The 19,058-nt window shown below is 63.9% G+C and carries 19 protein-coding genes; 12 read left to right on the top strand and 7 right to left on the bottom strand.

What is annotated here, in order from left to right:
- Positions 1–7: 7 nt before the first annotated feature.
- From JN280_RS15845 to JN280_RS15830, 4 genes are read right to left on the bottom strand one after another with little or no spacing between them, the layout of a single operon-like run.
- The gene (locus JN280_RS15845; RefSeq protein WP_202313425.1) at positions 8–877 is read right to left on the bottom strand and encodes an HpcH/HpaI aldolase/citrate lyase family protein; all 870 of its coding nucleotides are present in this window, start codon (positions 875–877) and stop codon (positions 8–10) included.
- Positions 874–1,326 (bottom strand): MaoC family dehydratase, encoded by a 453-nt coding sequence (locus tag JN280_RS15840; RefSeq protein WP_202313422.1) that lies wholly within the window; start codon positions 1,324–1,326, stop codon positions 874–876. Before JN280_RS15840 ends, JN280_RS15845 begins: the two co-directional genes overlap by 4 nt.
- Positions 1,327–1,338: 12 nt before the next feature.
- Positions 1,339–2,541: an acetyl-CoA acetyltransferase gene (locus JN280_RS15835; protein WP_202313420.1), complete on the bottom strand. Its 1,203-nt coding sequence runs from the start codon at positions 2,539–2,541 to the stop codon at positions 1,339–1,341.
- 4 nt (positions 2,542–2,545) lie between these two features.
- Positions 2,546–3,988, bottom strand: coding sequence for a hypothetical protein (locus tag JN280_RS15830; protein ID WP_202313418.1), 1,443 nt, complete (start codon positions 3,986–3,988; stop codon positions 2,546–2,548).
- Positions 3,989–4,111: 123 nt separating this feature from the next.
- Between JN280_RS15830 and JN280_RS15825 the strand changes: the two genes are divergently transcribed.
- The 5 genes from JN280_RS15825 to JN280_RS15805 all read left to right on the top strand — a co-directional run bounded on the left by JN280_RS15825 (position 4,112) and on the right by JN280_RS15805 (position 9,235).
- On the top strand, positions 4,112–4,876 hold the full coding sequence (locus JN280_RS15825; RefSeq protein ID WP_202313416.1) for a glucose 1-dehydrogenase: 765 nt from the start codon (positions 4,112–4,114) through the stop codon (positions 4,874–4,876).
- Between the two features lie 105 nt (positions 4,877–4,981).
- The gene (locus tag JN280_RS15820) at positions 4,982–5,770 is read left to right on the top strand and encodes an enoyl-CoA hydratase-related protein (RefSeq protein ID WP_202313414.1); all 789 of its coding nucleotides are present in this window, start codon (positions 4,982–4,984) and stop codon (positions 5,768–5,770) included.
- A complete protein-coding gene (locus JN280_RS15815) occupies positions 5,770–6,978 on the top strand; it encodes an acetyl-CoA hydrolase/transferase family protein (RefSeq protein ID WP_202313412.1) in 1,209 nt (402 codons plus the stop codon). Before JN280_RS15820 ends, JN280_RS15815 begins: the two co-directional genes overlap by 1 nt.
- An 83-nt stretch (positions 6,979–7,061) precedes the next feature.
- Positions 7,062–8,222 carry an acyl-CoA dehydrogenase family protein gene (locus JN280_RS15810; protein WP_202313410.1) on the top strand — a complete coding sequence of 387 codons (1,161 nt, stop codon included), beginning with the start codon at positions 7,062–7,064 and terminating at the stop codon, positions 8,220–8,222.
- Positions 8,223–8,290: 68 nt separating this feature from the next.
- Entirely contained in the window at positions 8,291–9,235 is a 945-nt protein-coding gene (locus JN280_RS15805) for a DMT family transporter (RefSeq protein ID WP_202313408.1), read from the top strand.
- A gap of 44 nt (positions 9,236–9,279) precedes the next feature.
- Here JN280_RS15805 and JN280_RS15800 read toward each other — a convergent pair whose 3' ends face one another.
- Positions 9,280–10,212: a 3-keto-5-aminohexanoate cleavage protein gene (locus JN280_RS15800; protein ID WP_202313406.1), complete on the bottom strand. Its 933-nt coding sequence runs from the start codon at positions 10,210–10,212 to the stop codon at positions 9,280–9,282.
- Positions 10,213–10,420: 208 nt separating this feature from the next.
- On the opposite strand from JN280_RS15800, the gene JN280_RS15795 reads away from it, so the two are divergent.
- The 4 genes from JN280_RS15795 to JN280_RS15780 all read left to right on the top strand — a co-directional run bounded on the left by JN280_RS15795 (position 10,421) and on the right by JN280_RS15780 (position 14,180).
- On the top strand, positions 10,421–10,945 hold the full coding sequence (locus JN280_RS15795; RefSeq protein ID WP_202313404.1) for a MarR family winged helix-turn-helix transcriptional regulator: 525 nt from the start codon (positions 10,421–10,423) through the stop codon (positions 10,943–10,945).
- A gap of 73 nt (positions 10,946–11,018) precedes the next feature.
- Positions 11,019–12,164, top strand: coding sequence for an acyl-CoA dehydrogenase family protein (locus JN280_RS15790; protein ID WP_202313403.1), 1,146 nt, complete (start codon positions 11,019–11,021; stop codon positions 12,162–12,164).
- Position 12,165: 1 nt separating this feature from the next.
- Entirely contained in the window at positions 12,166–12,669 is a 504-nt protein-coding gene (locus JN280_RS15785; protein ID WP_202313402.1) for a PaaI family thioesterase, read from the top strand.
- Positions 12,669–14,180, top strand: a complete 1,512-nt coding sequence (locus JN280_RS15780; protein ID WP_202313401.1) for an AMP-binding protein — start codon at positions 12,669–12,671, stop codon at positions 14,178–14,180. The genes JN280_RS15785 and JN280_RS15780 overlap by 1 nt, the downstream gene beginning before the upstream one ends.
- A 260-nt stretch (positions 14,181–14,440) precedes the next feature.
- Here the strand turns inward: JN280_RS15780 and JN280_RS15775 are convergent, their stop codons facing one another.
- Positions 14,441–15,781: an enoyl-CoA hydratase-related protein gene (locus JN280_RS15775; RefSeq protein ID WP_202313400.1), complete on the bottom strand. Its 1,341-nt coding sequence runs from the start codon at positions 15,779–15,781 to the stop codon at positions 14,441–14,443.
- A 109-nt stretch (positions 15,782–15,890) separates the two neighbouring features.
- On the opposite strand from JN280_RS15775, the gene JN280_RS15770 reads away from it, so the two are divergent.
- The gene (locus JN280_RS15770) at positions 15,891–16,772 is read left to right on the top strand and encodes an SDR family oxidoreductase (protein WP_202313399.1); all 882 of its coding nucleotides are present in this window, start codon (positions 15,891–15,893) and stop codon (positions 16,770–16,772) included.
- Entirely contained in the window at positions 16,769–17,542 is a 774-nt protein-coding gene (locus JN280_RS15765) for an enoyl-CoA hydratase/isomerase family protein (protein ID WP_202313398.1), read from the top strand. Before JN280_RS15770 ends, JN280_RS15765 begins: the two co-directional genes overlap by 4 nt.
- On the opposite strand, the gene JN280_RS15760 is transcribed toward JN280_RS15765, so the two are convergent.
- Entirely contained in the window at positions 17,526–17,975 is a 450-nt protein-coding gene (locus tag JN280_RS15760; RefSeq protein WP_202313396.1) for a PaaI family thioesterase, read from the bottom strand. The two genes, JN280_RS15765 and JN280_RS15760, sit on opposite strands and share 17 nt — an antisense overlap.
- A 102-nt stretch (positions 17,976–18,077) precedes the next feature.
- Here JN280_RS15760 and JN280_RS15755 point away from each other — a divergent pair, with 102 nt between their 5' ends.
- Positions 18,078–18,875, top strand: a complete 798-nt coding sequence (locus JN280_RS15755; protein WP_202313394.1) for an enoyl-CoA hydratase/isomerase family protein — start codon at positions 18,078–18,080, stop codon at positions 18,873–18,875.
- Positions 18,876–19,058 lie beyond the last annotated feature (183 nt).

The raw sequence follows: 19,058 nt of genomic DNA, 5'->3' as shown, positions 1-19,058 counted from the left end.
TCCCTCTTTAGCCCACCGAGGCCAGCGTGCGCCGGGCCTGCTTCAGGTGGGGTATGTCATACATCTTGCCGTCCAGACCGATCGTGCCGAGGCCCGGATTTTCGTCGAATGCTGTCACAATCCGCCGCGCCAGGGCCAGGTCGGCTTCGCTTGGCGCAAATGCGCGCCGGATGCCGGCCACCTGTTCGGGATGGATTGCAAGGCGACCGGTGAAGCCATCGCGCCGCGACACCTGGCATGACGCTTCCAGTCCGTCGGGGTCGCGGAAGTCGGCGTAGAGCGTGTCGAGCGCCTGTACGCCCGCATTCGCTGCGGCGAACAGACAGAGCGACCGCGCGAGTTGATAGGGCTGGGTCCAGCTGCCGTCGGCTTCCTTGTTGGCGGTGGCGCCAATGACGGCGCCAAGATCTTCCGCGCCCCAGGTCAGCGCCACCAGTCGGGGATGCGCTGGCGCATAGGAGCCGAGGTTGAACATTGCCGCGGCCGTCTCGGTGGCGACGACGATGATCTTGACGTGTCCGTTCGGCATGCCAGCCGTAGCCTCGAGCGGATTGATCATGGCCGCAACGGTTTCGACATCCTGTCCGCCGTTCGACTTCGGCAACACGATGCCGTCTAGACCAGGGCGCACCACGGCTTTCAGATCGTCGGCGGTTATTCCGGTGTCGAGCGGGTTGACTCGTACCCAGAAGGTCCAGTCGCGCTTGCCGTTCGCCGCGTCGATCCAACTCGACAGGGTCTGCCGGGCCGCTGCCTTGTTCGGCGGGGCTACCGAGTCCTCCAGGTCGAGGATCAGCCCGTCGGCGCTGACGCCCTTGGCTTTCTCGAACTTCTTCTCCGAGTCGGCCGGCACGAAGAGGAGCGAGGTCAGTCTCATGCCGGCGCTTTCATCATCAGCGCCAGGCGGCGGCATTCGCAGACCACCTCATTGCGCTGGTTGATGCCGCGGTGGATGAAGGTGACGATGCCCTGGGTCGGACGCGACTTTGACTCGCGCTTGGCCACAACCGTGGTCTCGGCGCGGATCGTGTCTCCCGCGAAAACCGGCTTCGGGTATTTCACTTCCTCGAAACCGAGATTGCCAACGGTGGTGCCGAGCGTCGTGTCGGCGATAGTCAACCCGACGACCAGGCCCAGCGTGAAGACCGAGTTCATCAGCGGCTTGCCGAATTCGGTTTGCGACGAATAGTCGTGATCGAGATGGATAGCCGCCGGGTTCATCGAGAGCGTGGTGAAGATAACGTTGTCCGTCTCCGTCACTGTGCGCCGAGTATCGTGGACGATCGTTTCACCATCGACGAACTGCTCAAACCAGCGTCCGGCCATGTCAGTTCCTCCTCACAAGCGGCCGAAGATCGACACGGATGACACCGAATTTGATGGCTGGCCCCCGAGATTGTGGGTGAGTCCGAAGTCGACCCTTCGCAGCTGGCGCTGCCCCGCACGGCCGAGCAGTTGCGTATGCACCTCATAGGCCATGCGCAGGCCCGATGCGCCGACCGGATGACCGAAGCATTTCAGGCCGCCGTCGATCTGAACAGGCAGCGCTCCGTCACGGTCGTAGCGGCCATCGAGGACATCGTATGTCGCGCGACCTTCCGCCGAGAGCCCAAGGTCTTCCATGGTGACAAGCTCGGTGATCGAGAAGCAGTCATGCACCTCGGCCATGCTGATGTCGGCCCTGGGCTCCCTGATACCGGCTTCCTTGTAGGCGCGGCCGGCCGCCACCTGCGTATTGCGCACCGACGCGCCGTCCCAATCGCCGTACTGGCTTTCCCACCCGTTGGAGGCACAGATCTGCAACGCCTTGACCGCGACGAGGTCGTCGCGGGCCTTGCCCAGGCTTTTCGCCACATCCGGCGTCGTGACGATGGCGCAGGCCGCCCCGTCCGACACACCGCAACAGTCGAACAGCCCGAGGGGGTCGGCGATCAGAGGCGCGTTGATGATGGTCTCCATGTCGACCGACTTGCGCAGATGTGCCTTGGGTGAGTTCGCGCCGTTCTGGTGGCTCTTCCAGCTGACATGCGCCATGCCACGCTTCAGATCCTGCGCCGAAATGCCGTGCTTGGCACGGTAGGCGCCGGCGAGTTGGGCGAACGTGCCCGGCGCCGAGCCGTAGGGCATCCAGAGGTCATTGACGGAGCCCTTGGTGCGGATCGGCAGACCACCGAAGCCGGTGTCCTTCAGCTTTTCCACGCCGAGCGCCATGGCGATGTCGACCGCGCCCGAGGCCACCGCATAGACCGCGCCGCGCAGTGCCTCCGTCCCGGTCGCGCACATGTTCTCGACGCGCGTCACCGGGATATTCTGGAGGCGCAGCGCGGTGGCGAGCGGAAGTGCGGAATTGCCGACGTTGAAGTCGTCGAGCGCCGAACCGAGCCAGGCCGCCTCGATCTGCCCCTTCTCGATGCCGGCATCCGCCAGGGCTTCAGCGAAGGCTTCGACCATGAGCATGTCGGACGACATATCCCAGCGCTCGCCGAACTCGGTGCAACCCATGCCGAGGATGACGACCTTGTCCTTGATGCCGCTCGCCATCTTTTCAGGCCTCCTTCTGGGGTTCAGGCGGGAGTTCGGGGCGCTCGACCGGCGCTGCCTTCCAGAAATAGGTGCGGAAATGTCTCTGCCGGTCGATCGCCTTGACGCGAAACCGCATCCGCACGCGGTCACCGACTTCGGGGCTGCGGCCTTCGATATCGCAGTGCTCCATCGCCACACGCGCGCCGTTGTCGAACTGAACAAGGCCGAAATAGAACGGCGGGTCGGGCGTGAAATTGAGCCGATCGGCTGTGATGGACACGATCCTTGCCGGCACGTCCGCCAGCGGAACGTCCTCATACTCTTCAAGACCCTGCGCGTCGGGACGGACCGGGATCGGAGTCTTCGGGAACTGGACGTTGCCTTTCCGGTCCCGTCCGCCAACGAAGCCGTGCATGTCCCTTCCATGTCGAAGCAATGTCGACGCCGCGACCTTCTGGTTGACCTCCGCACGGGGACCCCAGTCCAAGGGCAACATGCCGGTCAAGCTCAGGAACCGCGAATAGGAGGCGAGCACCACGCCCCGGCTCAAGGCCCTGGCGGCTTGCCCATTGGCGGTGCCCGTTGCCTCGAGAACCAGCACGTCCGCGCCATTGCCGAAGCCAGCTACCAGCAGCTTCGAGCCCGGTTCGGCCCTGTCGAGAGCCAGCGCAAGACCGAAGAGCGGCATCGCCGCGCCGAGATCACCGGCCTGCGCCGCGATCTCCGAACAGACATTCGCTGCGTTCAATCCGCAGGACTTCGCCACCGCCTTGTAGGTGCCGTCGACGCTCTCCGGCATGACCGCCAGAGCGACGTCGGCCGGCGCTACTCCCGCATCGGCGAGCGCCGCCCTCACCGCCGGAACGTAGATTTCCCTGACGGCCTCATCGCGCACGAACCGGTCTTCCGCCGCATAGGGAAGCCCATGCTCGGCATCCGTGAATATGTCGAGGAGATCGGCATTGATGGTCGCTGCACCGAGCAACTCGGCCAGGCCGTCGCCCGGTCCCACAAGCGCCGCGCCGGCCCCGTCACCCCAGTTCAGGTGCTGGCTGGTGCCGGGCCTCACGGTGCGCTTTTCTCCGGCAACGACGAGTTCGGTCGAACTGCCGCGCAGGGCTTTCAAAAGTGCCGTCACGGCTGCACGCCGCGAGTTCGCGACATCCTGTGCCGACACGCTCGGATCAAGTCGAAGCCCCTCGACCACAAGCCCGGCCATCGAACGATCACTGAACGGGGAAGAGGTCGACGCAAAGACCACGCCCTCGAGTGGATCGGCAGCTCCAAGGCCGCGCGCGGCCTCGACCGCCATCGTGAGGGCGTCCTCGTCCCAGCCGGCGACGGAGCGGCGCCCGCGTCCGGAACCACCGAGCCCCGACCAGCGAAGCTCGCCACGGGCCACCTTGCGGTCGAAACGCAGAAGCGGAAGATATCCCGATACCGATTTGAGGCTGGCCTGCGCCATGACTGTCTCCACCAACGTCTTGCAGAAATAGCTTGCCAGCGTATGGTACGCAAGCATATTATTCGCTCATCAGACATCCATCGAGCGCGCCGCGTTCGATTCCGCATGGCCAAGGGAGTTCACATGTCCGATCTGGAGGAAAAAATCGCGATTGTTACCGGCGGAGGCCAGGGGATCGGCAAAGCCATCACTCTGCGCCTGGCTGCCGAGGGCTGCAAAGTGGCGGTCTTCGACCTCAATCCTGCAGCCGCCGAGGCTACGGCTGAAGAGGCGCGCGCCAAGGATGGCGAAGTCAGGATCTACGGCGTCGACATTTCCGATCAGGAAGCGGTCAACAAGGCCGTGGCGCAGGTAGAGACCGAACTCGGTCCGGTCTGGCTGCTCGTCAACAATGCCGGCTGGGACAAGCCGGCGCCCTTCCTGCAAACCGACAAGCCGCTCTGGGACAAGATCATATCGATCAATCTGAGCGGCCCGCTCTACATGCACAAGGCGGTGCTGCCCGGCATGGTCGAGCGCGGCGGCGGCCGCGTGGTCAATATCGCCTCGGACGCCGCCCGTGTCGGCACTTCGACCGAGGCGGTCTATTCGGCCTGCAAGGGCGGCATAATCGCGTTTACCAAGTCGGTGGCGCGCGAGCTCGCCCGCAACAATGTGCTGCTCAATTGCGTCTGCCCCGGTCCGACCAACACGCCCATGATGCAGTCGGTCCTGGGCACCGGCGAACAGGCCGAGAAGTGGAAGGATGCAATGGTGCGCGGCATTCCGCTCAAGCGTATGGGCGAACCCGAAGACTATGCCGGCATCGTCGCTTTCCTTGGCACCTCGGACGCCAGCTACATCACCGGCCAGGCCATTTCGGTCTCAGGCGGCATGAATATGGTGTGACGCGCACTGCACCTCACACCGCAGGGCAGCGGGCTGGCGGACGACCCGCTTCCACTTGCCACAGACCAGCTTGGGGCGGCGCGCCCGCCAGAACAGGATTATCATATGGCACACGAATTCTCCGACATCATCTATGAAGTGAAGGGCCGCGCGGCCTGGCTTACGATCAACCGGCCGAAAGTCTACAATGCCTTCCGCGGCCAGACGCTGGAGGATCTGATCAAGGCTCTTCACCTTGCGGCCAATGACAAGGACGTGTCGTCCATCGTGCTCACGGGCGCTGGCGACAAAGCATTCTGCACCGGCGGCGACCAGTCCGCTCATGAAGGCAATTATGACGGCCGCGGCGTCGTCGGGCTGCCGATCGACGAGCTCCAGGGCCTGATCCGGGACGTGCCGAAACCCGTGATCGCACGCATCAACGGCTTCGCCATCGGCGGCGGTCATGTGCTCGTCACGCTCTGCGACCTGGCGATCGCGGCCGACACGGCGAAGATGGGCCAGGTCGGTCCGAAGGTCGGTTCGTTCGACGCGGGCTGGGGCACGGCCCTCCTCGCCCGCGTGGTCGGCGAAAAGAAGGCGCGCGAAATCTGGTTCCTGAACGAGACATACACCGCGCAGCAGGCGCTGGAGATGGGCCTGATCAACAAGGTCGTGCCGCTGGCGGAGCTCGACGACGCCGTGACCAAGTGGACGGATACGCTGGCTGAGCGTTCGCCGACCGCGCTGGCCTTCCTGAAGCGCTCGTTCAATGCGGACAGCGATGCTATCCGCGGCACCAGTAATCTCGCGCTTCATGCCGTAAAACTCTACTACGCGACGGATGAATCGAAGGAAGGCGTCAACGCCTTCAACGAGAAGCGCAAGCCCGACTTCCACAAGTACGTCGACTGATGCCGCCGAAGATCTCGCCGTCGGAGCTGGGGCGCTTCCTGCCGGACGGCGCGCTCTGCTGGATTTCGGCCTGCTCGGCGGAATCCGGCATCTTCCGGGAGGGGCTTGCCGGCCTCTCCCGTCCCGATCTCACCTTCACCAGCATCTTCGTCGCGGGACTGAACCGCCCCTCCTACCTGCTCGACACCGGGGCGCGGGTTGCGACATTCTTCATGCTGCCGGAGTTCGCTGACTGCGATCGCGTCGAGTTCCTGCCGCTGTCCTACCGGGGCATCCGCCAGTGGCTGGCGGCACATCCGCCGCAGGCTGCCCTCGTCATGTGTGCGCCGCCCGACGCGACCGGCCGATGCAGCTTCGGCCCCGTAACGGATTTCATCGCGGACCTATGGCAGCACATCCCGCATCTCATCGGTCATATCAATCCTCTGATGCCGACGACCCGCGGCACTTCAGGCATTCCCGTCGAGCGTTTCGCTGCATTGATCGAGGCGGAACAGGCGCTTCCGGAATCCGATCCGGGCGTCGACGACGTTTCCGCGCGGATCGCTGCCCATGTCGCGACGCTCGTTCCCGACGGCACGACGATCCAGGCCGGTCTCGGACGCGTGCCCGAGGCCGTGCTGCGCGGATTGACGGCCAAGCGCGACCTCGCGATCCATTCGGGCCTGATCGGGGATTCCACGCTGCATCTGTTGCGCGCCGGGGCGTTGCGCAAGGACAGCCCGATCACTGCCGGCGTGGCCATCGGCACGCGCCAGCTCTATGATGCAATTTCGGGACCAGAGTTCAGCTTCCGCCCTCCCTCGTTCACGCATGACGTGGCAAGTCTCGCGCGTATCGACCGTCTCGTGACGATCAACTCCGCGATCGAGGTCGATCTTGACGGCCAGGCTCATGCCGAAGCCACGCCATCCGGATATCTGTCCGGCCCAGGCGGCGCTTCCGACTTTGCCGCCGGCGCACGGGGGATGAACGGCCTCCGGATCGTCGGCCTGCCGGCGACGGCGTCGAAAGGTGCGGTGTCCCGTATCGTCCCTCTCCAGCTGGCGACCGGACCGGTCTCGCTCGGCCGGTTCGACATCGACATCGTCGTGACCGAACACGGCATCGCCGACCTGCGCTGCCGGTCACATACGGCCCGCCGGGACGCGCTGCTATCCGTTGCGGCTCCCGACCATCGAGCGGCTCTTCGAGAACACTGCCAATAATACGTCAGCACGCAAACTGTACGGTTGCTTACGGCATTGGAGGCTGCTAAAAGTACGGTAGCATACAAACGAAAGCACCCTCGATGATCGAACGCACCCTCTTCCGCGAGGAACACGAGATGTTCCGCCACAGCGTCCGCAAGTTCGTCGACAAGGAGATCGTTCCCTATCACGCACAGTGGGAGAAGGACGGCATCGTTCCGCGCGAGCTGTGGAGAAAGGCCGGCGCGCAGGGCATGCTCTGCTGCACCGTGCCCGAGGAATACGGTGGCCTCGGCCTCGATTACCTCTTCGACGTCGTCGTCTTCGAGGAGCTCTGGCGGGCCGGCGCCTCGGGCCCAGGCTTCCTCATCCACACCGATCTCGTGGCCACCTATATCCTGTCCTTCGGCACCGAGGAGCAGAAGAGGAAATTCCTGCCCAAGATGGTGTCGGGCGAGTGGATCGGCTCGCTCGGCATGACCGAGCCGCATGCCGGTTCCGACCTCAAGGCCATCCGGACCAAGGCCGTACGCGACGGCAACGAATTCCTGATCAACGGCCAGAAGGTCTTCATCTCCAACGGCCAGCTCTGCGACGTGCTGGTCCTCGCGACGAAGACCGACAGCGAGGCCGGCGCCAAGGGCGTGACGCTGTTCCTGGTCGAGGGCAACCGCCCGGGCTTCCGGCGCGGCAAGAACCTCGACAAGCTCGGCATGCTCGCCCAGGACACGTCCGAGCTCTTCTTCGACAATATGCGCCTGCCGCCCGAGAACATGCTGGGCGAGGAAGGCAAGGGCTTCGCCCTGATGATGACCAAGCTCGCGCAGGAGCGGCTGGCCCAGGCGATCCGCTCCGCAACCGTGGCCGAGACCATCATCGAGTGGACGGTCGACTACACAATGAACCGTCATGCCTTCGGCAAGCCACTCTTCGACCAGCAGAACACTCAGTTCAAGCTGGCCGAGTTGAAGGCCCAGGCGACCGCCATGCGTGTCTTCACCGACAAATGCATCGAGCTGTTCATGCAGGGCCGGCTCGACCCGGTCGACGCGGCCATGGCCAAGATGATGACCACCGAACTCCATTGCAAGGCCGCGGACGAGTGCCTGCAGCTGTTCGGCGGCTGGGGTTACATGTGGGAAATGCCCATCGCCCGCGCCTATGCCGACGCCCGCATCACCAAGATCGCCGGCGGCTCCATCGAGATCATGAAGCTCATCATCGCACGCCAGATGGCCGACGAGGCACACAACAGAGCATAACCGCCTCCTCCCAGGCGCCTCGGCAGCGCCGAAACGGCGCTGCCTCTTTTTTTCCGAGAGGCCACACATTGACTGGAAGTGAAGAGACGTCGGCGGCACCGCACAGACGCAAGCCGACATCGAAGGAGACGGCTCGCGCGATCATGTTCATGCTTGCGGGGTTTTTCTTCTACAGCACGTCCGACATGTTGTCGAAGTCGCTGTCTCAGTCTGTGAGCCCCTTGCAGATCGCCTGGCTCAGACAACTGGGCTTGTTGAGCGGCGTGATCGTCCTGCTTGCCTGGAAAGGCCCGTACATCCTGCGCAGCCGCTATCCCTTCCTCCAATTCTGTCGAGGGCTGACGGTCGTCGTGGCCGCCACGACGTTCCTTTTCGCAATCGCCTATGTGCCCCTGGCGGACGCGACCGCAGTGAGCTTCGTCGCCCCGTTCATCGTTACCGTTCTTGCCGGACTGCTCCTCGGCGAAACCATCGGACTGAAGCGCTGGATCGCCGTGATACTCGGCTTCGCCGGTACGATGATCATCATACGTCCCGGCTTCAATGCCTTCCACCCGGCCATCTTTCTCGTGATCTTGTCCGGTGCCGCTTTCGGGATCCGGCAGATAATCTCGAGGCGCGTCAGCGGCGCGGATCCCCTGGTCACAACGGTGGCCTACACGGCCTTGACCGCCGCCATCCTGCTCAGCCTGCCTCTTCCCTTCATCTGGACGAACCCGGCGGACCTGTCGCAGCTTCTGATGATGATCGGCATCTCCGTCATCGCCGGCAGCGGCGAACTGTCCATCATGCGCGCACTGGATCTCGGCGAGGCCGTGGTGCTCTCGCCGCTTCAGTACACGCTGATAGTCTGGAGCACGCTCTGGGGCTTTCTGATATTCGCCCATCTGCCTGATATGTGGACCTTGATCGGCACGGCGATCATCGTCGGATCAGGCATTTACTCCCTCTTTCATGAGACCCGCGCAACGCGCAAAATGACGGGCGCGCGGGCCTGGTTCAGAGCCGGCTAAGCAGGTTCTTGTCGCAAACCGTAGGAGACTCTTCCGAAGCCTGCCTAGAACCCCACATTGTCGGCACCCTTAAGGCCGAGCATCTCGCGTGCTTCCTGCGGCGTCGCGGGCTCGAGCGACAATTCCTTCAGGATGCGAATGATCTTGGCGACCTGGTCCGCATTGGATTTCGCCAGTTCACCCTTGCCGATATAGATGGAATCCTCAAGCCCGACGCGCACATGTCCCCCCTTGATGGCGTTCACTGTCGCGAGCGGCATCTGGTGGCGTCCTGCCCCAAGGCAAGAGAAGAAGTAGTCCTCGCCGAACAGCCGGTCGGCGGTTTCCCGCATATGCATCAGATGTTCGATCTCGGGCGCGATTCCGCCGAGAATGCCGAAAACACCCTGGATGAAGAACGGCGCCTTGACCATCCCCCGGTCGGCGAAATGCGCCAGGTTGTACAGGTGGCCGATATCGTAGCACTCGAACTCGAAGCGGGTGCCGTTGGCGGAAAGCTCGGTGATGCCGCGTTCGATCTGCGCGAAGGTGTTGGAGAGAATGAAGTCCTTGGTGCGCTCCAGATAGGGTCGCTCCCATTCCTCCCTGAAGTCCTTGATCTTTGCGGCGGCACCGGAAATGTTGAAGTTCAGGCTGCCCATGTTCATGGACGCGACCTCCGGCTTGGCCCACATGGCCGCAGCGAGGCGCTGGTCCAGCGTCATCCCGAGCCCACCGCCCGTCGTGATGTTCACGACCGCATCGCAGTTCTGCTTGATGCGTGGAAGGAACAGCTTGAAATGCTCCGGTTCCTGGCTCGGCGAGCCGTCCTTCGGGTTGCGGGCATGAAGGTGGAGGATCGCGGCGCCGGCCTCCGCGGCGGCGATCGCTTCGCTGGCGATCTGGTCCGCGGTGACCGGTAAGTGGGGCGACATGGTCGGCGTGTGGATCGAGCCCGTCACTGCACAGCTAACGATGACCTTTCTCGACTTGCGCAAGGAATCCTCCTATCTGCCATAAAAAATAATATACCGTACGATATGGCCACGTATCGTCTTTGTAAAGCATCGTGCCGAAGGGCGCGGCGCGGCATCGACATATCCATAGCCATAAAATATGCCTGCACACATTCAATCACTAGATGATATGATAGCTAACAAGGTCGATTCCGTATCAATCGACCGTTCGCTGCTGCTGGAGACGTCAATGAACGATACCCGCTCCTGGGACCTCAGACTTGGCTACCTCATCCACGACGTGTCCCGACTGCGGCGCGTCACATACGATCGTGAACTGGCACCGTTGGACATTACTCGCTCCCAGTGGTGGGTTCTGGCCTTCGTCTCGCGAAATGACGGCCTGCCTCAGACACAGCTCGCCAATGAACTGGACGTCGGAAAAGTGGCTTTGGGCTCCCTGATCGACAGGCTGCAGGCGGCAGGCTTCGTCGAGCGTCGTGCGGACGAGAAGGACCGTCGTGTGAAGCGGGTCTTTCTCACCGACAAGGCGCGGCAGCTGATCGACCAGATCGGTCCGATCAACGACAGTTTCAACGCCCGTATTCTCAAGGGCATCCCTCGCGAAGATCTCGAACTGACCTCCCGAACCCTCTTCGCCATGAAGACGAATCTCCTGTCCATGGCGGTAGAACGTCCAGGCGGCGAGATCGACCTCGATGACGAGGACGAACTGGAGGGCACAGGGCGGCGGTCCCGAATGTCGGCCTTGTAAAAACGATACTCTAGCTTATGATACTCTTCCGAATTAGATAGCGTTGGCGTTCGCCACCGCCCGAGGAGAGTTCATGCTACCGGCCCGAAGCATCTACGACGAGGATCACGAGAGCCTTCGCGGCAGCCTTCGCCGCTTTGTCGCCGAAGAGATCGCCCCCAACTTCCAGAAGTGGGAGGCGGACGGCATCGTGGATCGATCGCTTTGGGGTCGGCTGGGCACGAGCGGGTTTCTCTGCCCGACCGTGCCCGAGGAATTCGGCGGCATCGGCTCGGACTTCCGCATGCACACCGTGGTGGCGGAGGAACTCGCCTACTCCGGCTTCATGGGCCCTGCCGCCGACGTATCGGTTCACTCCGATGTCTGCCTCGGCTATCTGCTCCATCAGGCGGACGACGCGCAGAAGGCGCGCTGGCTGCCCGGAATGGTGGACGGTTCCCTGGTCTGCGCCATTGCGATGACCGAACCTGGAACCGGCTCCGATCTGCAGGGGGTCCGCACCCGCGCCATACGCGACGGCGATCATTGGGTGATCAACGGCGCCAAGACGTTCATCTCCAACGGACAGCACGCCGACATCGTCATCGTTGTGACCCGCACGGGTGACGGCCGCGGCTCGGGGAACATGACGCTGATCGTGGTCGAGGCCACGCGGGAGGGCTTCCGGCGGGGACGCAACCTCGACAAGCTCGGTCAGATCAGCGCCGACACGTCCGAGCTTTTCTTCGATGGCGTACGCGTCCCGGTCGCCAACACGCTGGGCGGCGAAGGGCGTGCGATGGGCATGCTGATGAGCGAATTGCCGCAGGAAAGGCTGATCATCGCCGTGACCTCGATCGCCGCCGCGCAGAAGGCATACGACATCACCCGCGACTATGTGCGCGAGCGCAAGGTCTTCGGTCAGTCGGTCGCCGACTTCCAGAACACACGCTACCGACTGGCCGAGCTCAAGACCGAATTGTCGGTCGGCTGGGCCTTCGTCGATCAATGCATCGCCAAGCATCTCAAGGGCGAACTCAGCACCTACGAGGCGTCGATGGCGAAGCTCTGGTGTTCCGAAATGCAAGGCCGCGTCGTCGATGCCGGCGTCCAGATGCACGGCGGCTACGGGTTCATGCGCGAATACGAGATCTGTCGCCTGTATGCCGACGCGCGCGTTCAGCGCATCTACGGCGGAACATCGGAGATCATGAAGGAACTCATCTCGAGGAATCTCTGAGATGATCGAAGACCGTGCCGGCCCGATCGCTGAACTCGTCGGGCGCGACCTCCCCGACAATCCGCCGGAAGGCTTCCTGCCGGTCCTGCCCCGGACCGGGTTCCATATGATGATGGGCCAATTCTACGGCCGGATGGAGAACGGAGCGCTGGTGCTGGGATTCCGCTGCTCGCCGAGGCACATGAACAATCATGGCACCTGCCATGGCGGAATGCTGGCAAGCTTCGCGGACTTCTCGGCCTATTCGCTGCGCCTTGCGGCGGAGCTGCGGGTAACGTCCATACCGACGGCGTCACTGTCGATGGAATATCTGCGACCCGTCCGACAGGGCGATTGGGTGGAATCGCGCGTGCAATTGACCAAGCGCGGCAGGAACCTGATCTTCTGCAAGGTGACTGGCACGGTCGAGATGACGCCCGTATTCACTGCAAGCGGGATCTTCGTCGCCGGCCCGCACGACCCCGGCGGTCTCGAGGCGCTTTCCGTCGTCCTCGGAGGTTCCTGATGCGGGTCGGGCTCCGGGAATGGGCGGATAGGGAGCCCGACCGGCCTGCCTTGATCGCCGATGGCGGCAGGACGCTGTGCTTCTCGCATCTCGAGCAGCGGGCGAACGTCTTTGCGCGGGCGATCGCCGCCGCCGGCCTCGTGCGCGGCGATCACATGGCGGCGATGGTCGGCAATTCGCCCGACATGGTCGCGCTCGGCTGGGGAGCCTATCGCTCCGGGGTCTACCTTACCCCCTTGCCCACCACGCTGACGGCCTCCGAGACGCGCTACATCATCGACGATTGCGAAGCCGTCCTCGTGGTCACGCATGCGGATTTCGCGCATTTGGCCGGGGAACTGCCGTCGCTCTGTCCGACCGTGACATTCCGCTCGCTCGGCGAAGGGATCGCGACCATCCGGGATTGGGAGCCGGAGCTCCGTCACCACCCCGCCGTGCCGCGTCCGGACGAAAGCCCCGGCAGCCTGATGATGTATTCGTCGGGAACAACGGGAGCACCGAAGGGCATCATGCGCCCCATGCCCGGCGTCGACCAGGCCGGCCTGCTACCGCCTTTCGCACGAGACCTGGTCGAAATCTTCGGGCTGGACTCCACGACGAGATATCTTTCGACCGCCCCGCTCTATCATGCCGCCGCGCTCCGTTTCGTGCTGGCCGTGACGGCCGCTGGAGGCACGACGGTGCTGATGCGAAAATTCGAGGCCCGGCGGGCCCTCGAACTGATCGATCTGCACGGGCTGACCCTGTCGCAATGGGTGCCGACGATGTTCAGGCGGCTACTCGATCTGCCGGCAGAGACGCGCGCGGCCTTTCAGGGACGAAGCCACCGGCGCGCCATCCACGGTGCGGCACCGTGCAGCCCGGCCCTGAAGCAGGCGATGATCGACTGGTGGGGCCCGATCCTGCAGGAATACTATTCCGGGACGGAAGGCGTGGGATTGACGCTCATCGACAGCGACGAGTGGCTGCGACGGCCGGGATCGGTCGGCAGGCCGCGGAAGGGCATCGTGCACATTCTCGGCGAGAATGACGAAGAGCTGGGACCGGAGGAGACCGGACGCGTCTTCTTCTCGGGATTGCCGCGCTTCGAATACCACCGCGCGCCTGCCAAGACGGCGACACGCACATCACGGCAGGGCTGGCAGAGCTTCGGCGACGTCGGCCATGTCGACGACGGAGGCTATCTCTATCTCTCGGACCGTCTCGACGACATGATCATTTCAGGTGGCGTGAACGTCTATCCGCAGGAAATCGAGGCAGCCATCGAGGAGGCGGAGTTCGTTGCCGAATGCGGTGTGATCGGCGTTCCCGATCCCGAATTCGAGGAACGCCCGGTCGCCTTCGTGGTCCCGTGCGCCGGCGAAGCGGATGTGATGCCGCGGCTCCGGCAGCACATCCGCGAGAGGCTCGGCCGCATCAAGCAGCCACGCGAGATTTACCTGGTGGACGCGCTCCCCGTCAGTCAGACGGGCAAGCTGCTGCGCAGGAAACTTCGTGACCTGCTCCCCTGAAGCAGGCATGGATGCTGACGCATCCATGCCTGGTGGATGCTCACGCATCCACCTTACCTCAAACGCCGGCGCGGCCCATCCGGGCCACTTGGCTTTCGCGCTACCGCATCGGCCCAAAAATCGTACGCGATTTTCGGAAAGCACGATGCGGCACCTATTAGTGGCAGAGCGTCCTTGCGCGTCCAAGTGGACACGCGGCGCTCTGACGGGCGCGGCGCGCGGTCGCGCGCTCCAACGGGCGATTTCATCGACCGTTGGCATCAGGCTGCCGCGAGCTCGTCGCAGCGCGCCTCGCCAAAGCGGGCGAGGAAGGTGAAGGGCCCGCCGAGATAGCGCGGAAAGCCGGCGGCCTGCTGACAATGGAAGTCGATCATGTTCCTGTCTTCCGCAGAGAACTGATCCGCGCGGCTCGCGGCCGCCTTTGCGCCCGCGGCCAGGATCGCCAGCGCGCCCCGCTCAAGGTCGCCTTGCGGCTGCTCGAACCATTGCGGCTGCCTCGCGGCAATGGTGCTGGCGGCAGCGACATCCCCCGGCGCGGCGCCACCGACGCCGGCGAATTTCAACGCATCCGCGCCGAGGATGCCCAAAGCCGTCGCCTTGTTCTCCATCGCCGATTTCACCTCGGCGGCGAGCGCATCCAGCCCTTCCGGAAGGGCTTCCTTGCGACGGCGCTTGTCGTATTCAACCCGACCGAGGAACATGACCGCAATCATGTTCCGGGGTTCGATGCGCTGCACGAGATCCTTGAAGACATCGACCTCGGCGGCTATGCCTTCATCCATGGTCCCTGCCAGTCCGCGATCGAGGCAATCGAGGATGGCGAGTTCGGCAGGGTAGTGACCTCCGGTCTCCCGCAGCAGCTTCTCTCGGACCGGGCGGGTCACCGCCACCACCTCATCCGCGCCGAAGCCCTTCCAGTTCGCCCTGTCCCACGGCTGCCGTGGCTCGGGGTTCGAACGCACCCAGGCCTCGGCGGCTGCGATTTCCTGACCGGGCGGAACCGCGGCGTTCGCCGCCCCCATCGCGACGGCCTCCCGCGCGCCAAAGCGTGCGCCGTCGAGCAGCACGCCAAGGGACTTCTCGACACCAGTGAACCGGGGCAGCCGCTGGGTGCCGCCACCGCCGGGCAGAAGGCCGACCAGCGATTCCGGCAATCCGATCTGTGTCTCCTTCGTGTCGGTGAGCACTCGATGGTGGCAGGCGAGCATCAGCTCGCAGCCCCCACCCAATGCGAGGCCGTGCACGGCGACCGCGACAGGCTTGCCGGCCGTCTCCAGCTTGCGGAAGGCGCGCCCGATCGGCGAGAAGTGCGCGACGGTCCTGGCGTCGCGCTGGTCTTTGGGCGAAGCCATGATCATGTCGTAGGCCTGCGACAGCTCGCTCAGGTCCGCGCCGGCACAGAAGGCATTGCTCTTGCCGGACGAGACGACCACGCCGCGGATGTCGGAGCGCCGGAGCCAGTCCGCGAAAGCTTCGATCTCATGGATGGCCTTGTTCGAGAAGACGTTCATCGAACGATCGGGCATGTCGAAGACGAGATGGAGGATGCCGTCTTCGGTGCGGCTGGTCCCGAAATTGGTCATCTCTGGCAGGCCGGTCATGCGCCCTCCTCCTCTGTTGCAGAACCTCAATCTCGTAAACTTGCGTACTATACGTTAGACATGCAATCAAGTCTGCGCTAAGGTCCGTTCGTAACCCGAGGGAGGAAATATGAGCCCGTTCCGCAGCGATGTGCTGAAAGGCAAGCGCATTCTCGTCACCGGCGGAGGCACCGGCCTCGGCAAGGAGATGTCGGTAGGCTTCGCCGCTCATGGCGCGCATGTGGCGATCTGCGGCCGTCGCGAACAGGTTCTGGAAGACGCTTGCAAGGAGATCGAGCGGCGCAGCGGCGGCACGGCGGAATACCGGATCGTCAACATCCGCGACGCCGAAGCCGTGGACGCGATGGTCGCCGATCTATGGACAGGCGGTCCTCTTACGGGGCTCGTCAACAATGCCGGGGCGAATTTCATCGCGCCCACCGAGTCGATCTCCCACCGGGCCTATGACGCAGTGCGCGCGACCGTAATGGATGGCAGCTTCTACGCCACCCATTCCTGCGGCAAGCGTTGGATCGCCGATGGCATCGGCGGCACGGTCATCTCGAACCTCGTCACCTGGGTCTGGTCCGGATCGGCCTATGTCGTGCCTTGCGCAATGGCGAAGACCGCGATCCACGCGATGACCATGTCGCTGGCGGTGGAGTGGGGCCCCAAGGGCATCCGGCTGAATGCCGTCGCTCCCGGCCCCTTCCCGACGGAAAACGCTTGGGAGAAGCTCAACCCGATCCCCGGCTCCTCGGTCGGAGCGACCCAGCCCGACAAGGTTCCCCTGCGGCGCTACGGCGACATGGACGAGTTGCGCAACATCCTGATCTTCCTGATGCTCGACGAGTGCTCCTACGTGAACGGCGCCACGATCCCGATCGACGGCGGTCATCGCCTGACGGCGCCTTCGACTTTCGCGGAACTCTCCACGATGGGAGCGCAGGACTGGGCCGCCGCGCGCGAAGCGCTCAAAAAGTCGCAGGAAAAAGAACGTCAGGGCCGATGAGCACGGTCAGCGTTGCGGAACAAGGAGGGATAGTCACCCTGTCCCTCAACCGTCCGGAGAAGCTGAACGCGCTCTGCGACGACATGATCGACGCGTTCTTCGCGACGCTCGACGGCATCGCGCGATCCTCGGCGCGGGTCGTCGTGATCACCGGGTCGGGCCGCGGGTTCTGCTCCGGTTTCGACCTCTCGCTCGCCTCCGGCGGTGACGAGGAGGACGAGGGTTTCTGGGCCCGCCGGCAGGAGCGCTTCGGCGCTCTCGTCACACGGCTCCGTGCCATCCCGCAACCGACGATCGCCGCGGTAAACGGGGCGGCGACCGGCGCGGGTCTCGGCCTCGCTCTCGCCTGCGACACGCGGATCGGATCGGCCGCGGCGCGCTTCAGTTCGGCCTTCATCCGGGTGGGCATGTCGAGCTGCGATGTCGGGGTGAGTTGGCTGCTTCCTCGCGCCATCGGCACGACACGGGCCTTCGAGATGATGCTGACAGGCCGGATGGTCGAGGCGGACGAAGCCGAGCGCATCGGTCTGATTGCCCGCCGGGTCCATCCGGACGAACTTCTGGACCAGGCACGAGCCCTGGCGCGATCCATTGCGGAAAACGGCCGCATGGGAACCTGGATGACCAAGCGCGGCATGTGGGCGAACCTGGAAATCGGCAGCCTGCAGGCGGCCATCGAGCTGGAAAATCGCACCCAGACCTTCATGCTCGGAACCGGAGGGCTTGCCCGCCGCGCCGCTGAGCGCGGCTTCGTCAAGCCGAAGAGCTGATACGTCGCGACGAACCGTGGCCGTTCGGCTTCAGCCGATAGATGCCGCTCACCCGCGCGCAGAGTTCGCCGTCGGCGTGGAGTTTCGATTCGAAGAACAATAGCCCTCCTGTCTGCCGAACCAGTTGCGGCTGCGATTGCACCCACGAGCCGCGCGGGGCTGATGCCACGAAATCCATACTCAGATTGATGGTGGGGGAATCGACGGCGAGGTTCAGAGCTCGCTTCAACGGACCGCCCTGGATGTCGGCGAACAACGCCAGCACGCCGCCATGGCAGACACCCATCTTGTTCAGCTTGCGTGGAGTGACCCGAAAGCCGAGCTGCCGCTGACCGTCTGCCAACAGCCGTTCGTAGAACGGGCCGGCAAAGACTTCGACCTCGGGCCGTTCGCCGAGGATGAAGAAGCCTTGGGGCGGGTCGTCTTCTTCCAACGATTGCTCCATGTCACCTCCCTTCGCCATAGCCGCGCTTGTAATTAATTCGCTACAGTATAGTATGTTAATTAACTTATGAAGCGAGGAAGGAGACCTGGAATGAACGAATTGTCGATGGAGACCCTCGTCTGCCTTGTCGAGGGCGGCATTGCCCGGGTGAGGCTCACCCAGGCGGAACGCGGCAATCCATTCGACGGCGGCTTCTGCCGCGACATGTGCGACCTTTCGGTGGAGCTTTCGTCCCGCGACGACGTCCGTGCAGTGTTGCTGACCGCCGAGGGACGGTTCTTCTCAGTCGGCGGCGATATCCGCGCTTTCACCAAGGACCTTTCGCAACTGCCCCGCATTGTGAAGTCGTGGACGGCCGACGTGCATATGGCGATCGTCCGCTTCCAGCGCATGAACGCTCCTGTCGTCTGCGCGCTGCATGGCGACGTCGCCGGCGGTGCCGTGTCGCTCGCCGCCATGTCCGACATCCTGATCGCCGCGCAAGGCGTGAAGCTCAACGCGGCCTTCTCAATGATCGGCTTCTGCGCGGATTCCGGCTCCACCGTATCACTGACGAACCGCATGGGATTTGCCCGGGCCAAGCGCTTCCTGCTTTTGTCGGAAGTGCTGGAGGCGAGTGAGGCTATGGCGGCCGGGCTCGTCGATATCGTCGTGCCCGCCGCCGATCTGTCCGAAACCGCCGAGGCGATGGCGAAGCAGTTCGCCGCCGGGCCGACGCTGGCCTATGGCGCCATCAAGCGCACCTTCCTGTCGGCTCGCACGGAACCTCTCGAAGCCCAGCTCGAACATGAAGCCCAGGCGCTGGCTCATCTCGCTTCCACGCACGACGCCCGCGAAGGGCTGAGCGCCTTCGCGGAACGCCGCAAGCCCCGGTTCGAGGGCAGGTGAACATGAACTGAGCCGCACTGCCCGGCAATCGGAAGTGATTGCCGGGCATGACTCGCGGCTGCGAGGTGCCGGAGCTCTTTTAGCGCGCCCGGCCGGAAGCGAAGCCCCAAGCATATGCACGTTCCACGGCTTCCGGCAAAGACCTGCTGGAGCCAGCCGCTACAGGACAACATCGCCAGCGCA

It is taken from the genome of Mesorhizobium sp. L-8-10 (assembly GCF_016756635.1).
GTDB lineage: Bacteria > Pseudomonadota > Alphaproteobacteria > Rhizobiales > Rhizobiaceae.
The sequence above is the reverse complement of the archived record's forward strand: the minus strand, read 5'-3'. Positions and strand labels throughout refer to the sequence as shown.

What these genes read in the sequence shown, in the direction of transcription:
- JN280_RS15815 (WP_202313412.1), top strand. Translation starts at nt 5,770, where the DNA reads ATGCCGCCGAAGATCTCGCCGTCGGAGCTGGGGCGCTTCCTGCCGGAC.
- JN280_RS15790 (WP_202313403.1), top strand. Translation starts at nt 11,019, where the DNA reads ATGCTACCGGCCCGAAGCATCTACGACGAGGATCACGAGAGCCTTCGC.
- JN280_RS15820 (WP_202313414.1), top strand. Translation starts at nt 4,982, where the DNA reads ATGGCACACGAATTCTCCGACATCATCTATGAAGTGAAGGGCCGCGCG.
- JN280_RS15835 (WP_202313420.1), bottom strand. Translation starts at nt 2,541, where the DNA reads ATGGCGAGCGGCATCAAGGACAAGGTCGTCATCCTCGGCATGGGTTGC.
- JN280_RS15765 (WP_202313398.1), top strand. Translation starts at nt 16,769, where the DNA reads ATGAGCACGGTCAGCGTTGCGGAACAAGGAGGGATAGTCACCCTGTCC.
- JN280_RS15795 (WP_202313404.1), top strand. Translation starts at nt 10,421, where the DNA reads ATGAACGATACCCGCTCCTGGGACCTCAGACTTGGCTACCTCATCCAC.
- JN280_RS15830 (WP_202313418.1), bottom strand. Translation starts at nt 3,988, where the DNA reads ATGGCGCAGGCCAGCCTCAAATCGGTATCGGGATATCTTCCGCTTCTG.
- JN280_RS15825 (WP_202313416.1), top strand. Translation starts at nt 4,112, where the DNA reads ATGTCCGATCTGGAGGAAAAAATCGCGATTGTTACCGGCGGAGGCCAG.
- JN280_RS15755 (WP_202313394.1), top strand. Translation starts at nt 18,078, where the DNA reads ATGAACGAATTGTCGATGGAGACCCTCGTCTGCCTTGTCGAGGGCGGC.
- JN280_RS15780 (WP_202313401.1), top strand. Translation starts at nt 12,669, where the DNA reads ATGCGGGTCGGGCTCCGGGAATGGGCGGATAGGGAGCCCGACCGGCCT.
- JN280_RS15840 (WP_202313422.1), bottom strand. Translation starts at nt 1,326, where the DNA reads ATGGCCGGACGCTGGTTTGAGCAGTTCGTCGATGGTGAAACGATCGTC.
- JN280_RS15785 (WP_202313402.1), top strand. Translation starts at nt 12,166, where the DNA reads ATGATCGAAGACCGTGCCGGCCCGATCGCTGAACTCGTCGGGCGCGAC.
- JN280_RS15770 (WP_202313399.1), top strand. Translation starts at nt 15,891, where the DNA reads ATGAGCCCGTTCCGCAGCGATGTGCTGAAAGGCAAGCGCATTCTCGTC.
- JN280_RS15775 (WP_202313400.1), bottom strand. Translation starts at nt 15,781, where the DNA reads ATGACCGGCCTGCCAGAGATGACCAATTTCGGGACCAGCCGCACCGAA.
- JN280_RS15810 (WP_202313410.1), top strand. Translation starts at nt 7,062, where the DNA reads ATGATCGAACGCACCCTCTTCCGCGAGGAACACGAGATGTTCCGCCAC.
- JN280_RS15845 (WP_202313425.1), bottom strand. Translation starts at nt 877, where the DNA reads ATGAGACTGACCTCGCTCCTCTTCGTGCCGGCCGACTCGGAGAAGAAG.